The 4,189-nt window shown below is 38.2% G+C and carries 1 protein-coding gene; it reads left to right on the top strand.

The window, feature by feature from the left end; all coding sequences use genetic code 11:
* Positions 1 to 857 precede the first annotated feature (857 nt).
* On the top strand, positions 858 to 3,800 hold the full coding sequence (locus B3I52_RS10050) for an N-acetylmuramoyl-L-alanine amidase (RefSeq protein WP_293300904.1): 2,943 nt from the start codon (positions 858 to 860) through the stop codon (positions 3,798 to 3,800).
* Positions 3,801 to 4,189 lie beyond the last annotated feature (389 nt).

Genomic DNA, 4,189 nt, shown 5'->3' with positions numbered 1-4,189 from the left:
GCAAGAAAGGATGAGCGTTTTGGCTGGTGCTTTTATTTCTCATTGTTTTAAGGTTTTAGCCTCATACCGATAAATCGGCACAGGTTAGCCGGCTGGGCCTAGTTCTTTTGGCTTGAACCAAAAGAACGAAAAGTTCAAGGCTTGCATCTTTTCTTGAATTAAGCTATTCAAACTTTTTATTGCGTAATAAAGAGGCGTAGCCCTACGCTTTGCCTTTGTACGCTGCTTTATTACTTGGATGTTGCTAAATTAACGTTAGTACTCAAGTTTTAAATGCTTTCTTCTGCGAAAATCTGCTAGGCCCTTAGGGCGTGCTTGGGAACGGTTGGTTGGTTGGTTGGTTGGTTGGTTGGTTTTATCGTTGCGTCTTTTTTGGTTGTTGGCATTTGATTATTGGTAATTAGGAGCAAAGAACAAGGAGCAAGAAGCAAGGATTGGTGGCGTTCATCAAAGTGTCATTGCACTTGTACTTTACTTCTCACAAAAGAAACGATGTAAAATGCTAACAGGCACAAGTCATCCTCATCCAAGCCTAAAATACAAGACCTGCGTTAAAATGTTTAGTCCGTTGGAGTTCCCGCTAACGCTTAACTTAATGACATTGGTCTTGCGCATGATGGGTTATTTATTGATGATATGCCAAAATATCGCTGGTTATTGCGTAGAGCGCAAAAATAGAACTCTTAAAGTTTTTGATGTGCGGTTTTTCGCGTTTATGAAATATAAAACCGCATTAAGTTGCATTTTTAATTTATTATTCTTACACTTACACTAGTAAGCGGTTATCTATGAAGTAAAATGTGCTCTTTTTTGCATTCATTTTTTTATTAAAACTAAACCTTAAACTATAACCAAATATGAAGAGAAAATTACCCTTAGTTTTAAAAGCTATTTTTTTAGTTTTTGTGGTGTCTTATAGCGCCATTGCACAAGTCAAAAGAACCAATGAAGACTTGATTAAATTGGTAGATAAACATCTCGGCTCGCCAATAACAAAAAATGTCTATGGAAACGGTGATGTGTTTTTGCAAAGAAATATGAACGATTTTCTTTCAAATACTGACCGCGACCGGAAAGCGGCGATTGAAAAACAAAATCAATCAGCCAAAACCCAAGGGGTTGTTATTGAATATGATCATGGTGACGATGGCCATGAAAACCTAGCCGAGATTTTAAATCGTCCGCATCCGTCTGTGGCAACAACAGAAAAGTATATTGATGATGCAGCAGCTGAATTTAAAGTACCTGCAATTATATTGAAAGCTGCCGCTCAAGTACAAAGCAATTGGGCACAAACAGGCGCCTCTTTTTATGGTTCTTATGGAATGATGGGTTTAATCGAATCGCACAATGTAAAGCAAATTACACTTGCTGCAAGTTTGACAAATTTAAGTGCAGACGATATAAAAAATGAAGCCAAAGCAAATATTAGAGCTGCAGCCGCCCTGTTGGCCTATTATCAAAAAGGTAAGCCTACATCAAATAATTTAGCAGATTGGTTTGAGGCAACAAGAGATTTGACGGGTTTAAGCAACGAAGAAATGAAGACTTCGTTAGCCACAAGTTTTTACAATGTAATCAAAAACGGAAGTAAAACGGTATCGCTTTGGAGAGAAATTATTCAAATTGACGCTCAACCAATTACTATTCCTGAATATAAAATCGCACCTGAAAAAAATAATAAAAGTGTTCAAAATGTTCCCAATACAACCACCAATTATCCAACTGCAAAAAACAGAATTACTCCTTGTAATTTTGGTACAGGGCGAAACGGCTATGGCATAGATTACTATTTTGTACATTATATGGCAACCGGAACGTATGCTGGTGCAATAGCTTGGTTTAGTGATTGCACACGTACTGAACCATCGAGCGCTCATTATGCTATTCGTAATATTGATGGCGAAATATCGCAGGTAGTGAGAGAAAGTGACAGAGCTTATGCACAAGGTGTAACTGGTCAGCCACAATGGAATGGTGCAGGTATAAGTACAGAACATGAAGTTTTAACTACTAACTTGGCCATGTGGGATAGCGAACCGATGTTAGTTGCTGCGGCAAACCTAGCTATAGATGTTTGTAATAGAAATAACATTCCAAGAGTAAGAAGAGGAGTTAATGGGGACCGTGGCATATATGGTCATAATGATGTTAAAGCTACCCTTTGCCCTAATTTGACTGATGCACGTTGGGCAAATTTGTTGGGCAGAATTGCTGGCGGCGTTGTAATTCCGTCGGTTTCCTTACCAACGCTGCATTACGTAACAGGTACAGCAGGTTCTAATGTAGTAAATGCAGCATGGAAAGCAAACACTGAGCCTACATTAAAAGGATATCGTTTATATTATGCCTTAGACGATGATTTTAGTGGTTGGGCCTTAGCTGCTAATGAAACTACTTTAACGGCCACCACAACAAGTGTCAGTTTAAACCCAAGTCAATTTCTAGTGCCGCCTACAACCATTCCAGTTCATTTTAAACTTACTGCGGTGGTTCCCAATGGCGTTAATCCAGATGTTGAAAGTGCTCCAAGTGATGTTTATAGCAGAACAGTAAATGTTACGACGGGGCCAAGAGTGCTTATCGTTGATGCATTTGATCGAATTAATGACTACAAATTAAGATCGCACAATTTTGCTGCCATCTATTTTCAAACGTTGCGAGACAATGCCACGCTGAGAATTAATACAGCTGCCGACGAGATGATAGACGCAGGAACCATTTTATTAAGTGACTACGATATGGTGTTATGGTTTACCGGTGACGATTCTAGCGCTGACAAGGTTTTTAACGGCACAAATAAGGCAAAAGTTAAAGCTTTCTTGGATAATGGTGGAAAACTGCTCATTACAGGGTCAGAAATTGCATACAATTTAGGCCGATTTGCTACACCTGCTGTAGCTGAGTACGACTTAGATTTTATGAACAACTATTTGAAGGCAAGTTATATTAGGGACGGTGGGACTACAGATACGCCTGTATCAGGCATAGGAGGAACTCCGTTTGCGGGCCTAACACTAGATCTTGGCGAGAATTATCTAGCGAGATTTCCTGATAATATTAGCCCTTTTGGCGGCGCAACAGCAATTTTAAAATATAATAGCACCCTGTCAAATCCTTATGCCGGAATTGCCTATAAAGGTACATTTGGATCGGGAACAACCGCTGGTGCAATTATTTATCTTGGATTCACACTAGAAACTGCACCTCAAGAACAAATTACAGCTTTTATGGCAAAAGCATTGGCCTATTTTGAGGTAACTTTGCCAGTTACATTGCTTGACTATAAGGTAACGCTGCAAAACACAGGCGTTGTTAAATTACAGTGGCAAACTGCCTCTGAAACTGATAATAAAGAATTTATCATTTCCCGATCAGTAGATGGGCAGCAGTTTAATGTTGTGGATAAAGTTGGAAGTTTTGGAAATACAACAAGCGGTAATAATTATGTTTTTTATGATAGAAAACCAGTTCATGGTGTTAATTATTATCGATTGCAACAACAAGATTTTAACGGTGAAATAACAGATTTAGGGGTGCGAATGGTTAATGTGTCTTTAACTGAAAACAAAGTAGAAGTTTATCCAAACCCAACGCAAGATATCGTTAACGTTGCATTTGTGGCAGGTCTTTATCATCAAATACAGCTTATAGATAGCAATGGTAAAATATTAAAACAAATCTCGTTAGACAGCTCAACAACGAAAACAGCTATCAGTTTAAACAATGTAGCTTCGGGCATCTACTTACTAAAATTTAACGGTAATATACCTGTAGTAAAAAAGGTTGTAAAAAACTAGCGTTAATGATTTTTTAAAATACCGTAGGTGTTGGCCTACGGTATTTTGTTTAATTATGGCCTTAAACTTTTCAAATAAGTAAATTATTTTTTGGGAGAATCAAAGCTATAATTCTACTGTTTTTTTGTTTGCGATGTTTCTACTTTTTCCAAGTCAGGTTGTCTTTTTCTGCTGGAACATTCTTTCCTAAAAGTTGGGTTTTTGTTCGTTCAAAGTTCAACCCTAAATAAAAAATTGCAATTAAAAGAGAGGTCGGCTGAAATGGAACAACTTTAGCGCAAGTTTTAGCGCCAAGCAACGAGCCCAAGCCTAACTTGTGCTTTACTCATAGCAAACAACGTAAATGCTAACAGGCACAAGTCATCCTGGCCTATAAACTTTGTCTTGAT

This window comes from Pedobacter sp. UBA4863 (assembly GCF_002399615.1).
In the GTDB taxonomy this organism is placed as follows: domain Bacteria; phylum Bacteroidota; class Bacteroidia; order Sphingobacteriales; family Sphingobacteriaceae; genus Pedobacter.
The sequence above is the reverse complement of the archived record's forward strand: the minus strand, read 5'-3'. Positions and strand labels throughout refer to the sequence as shown.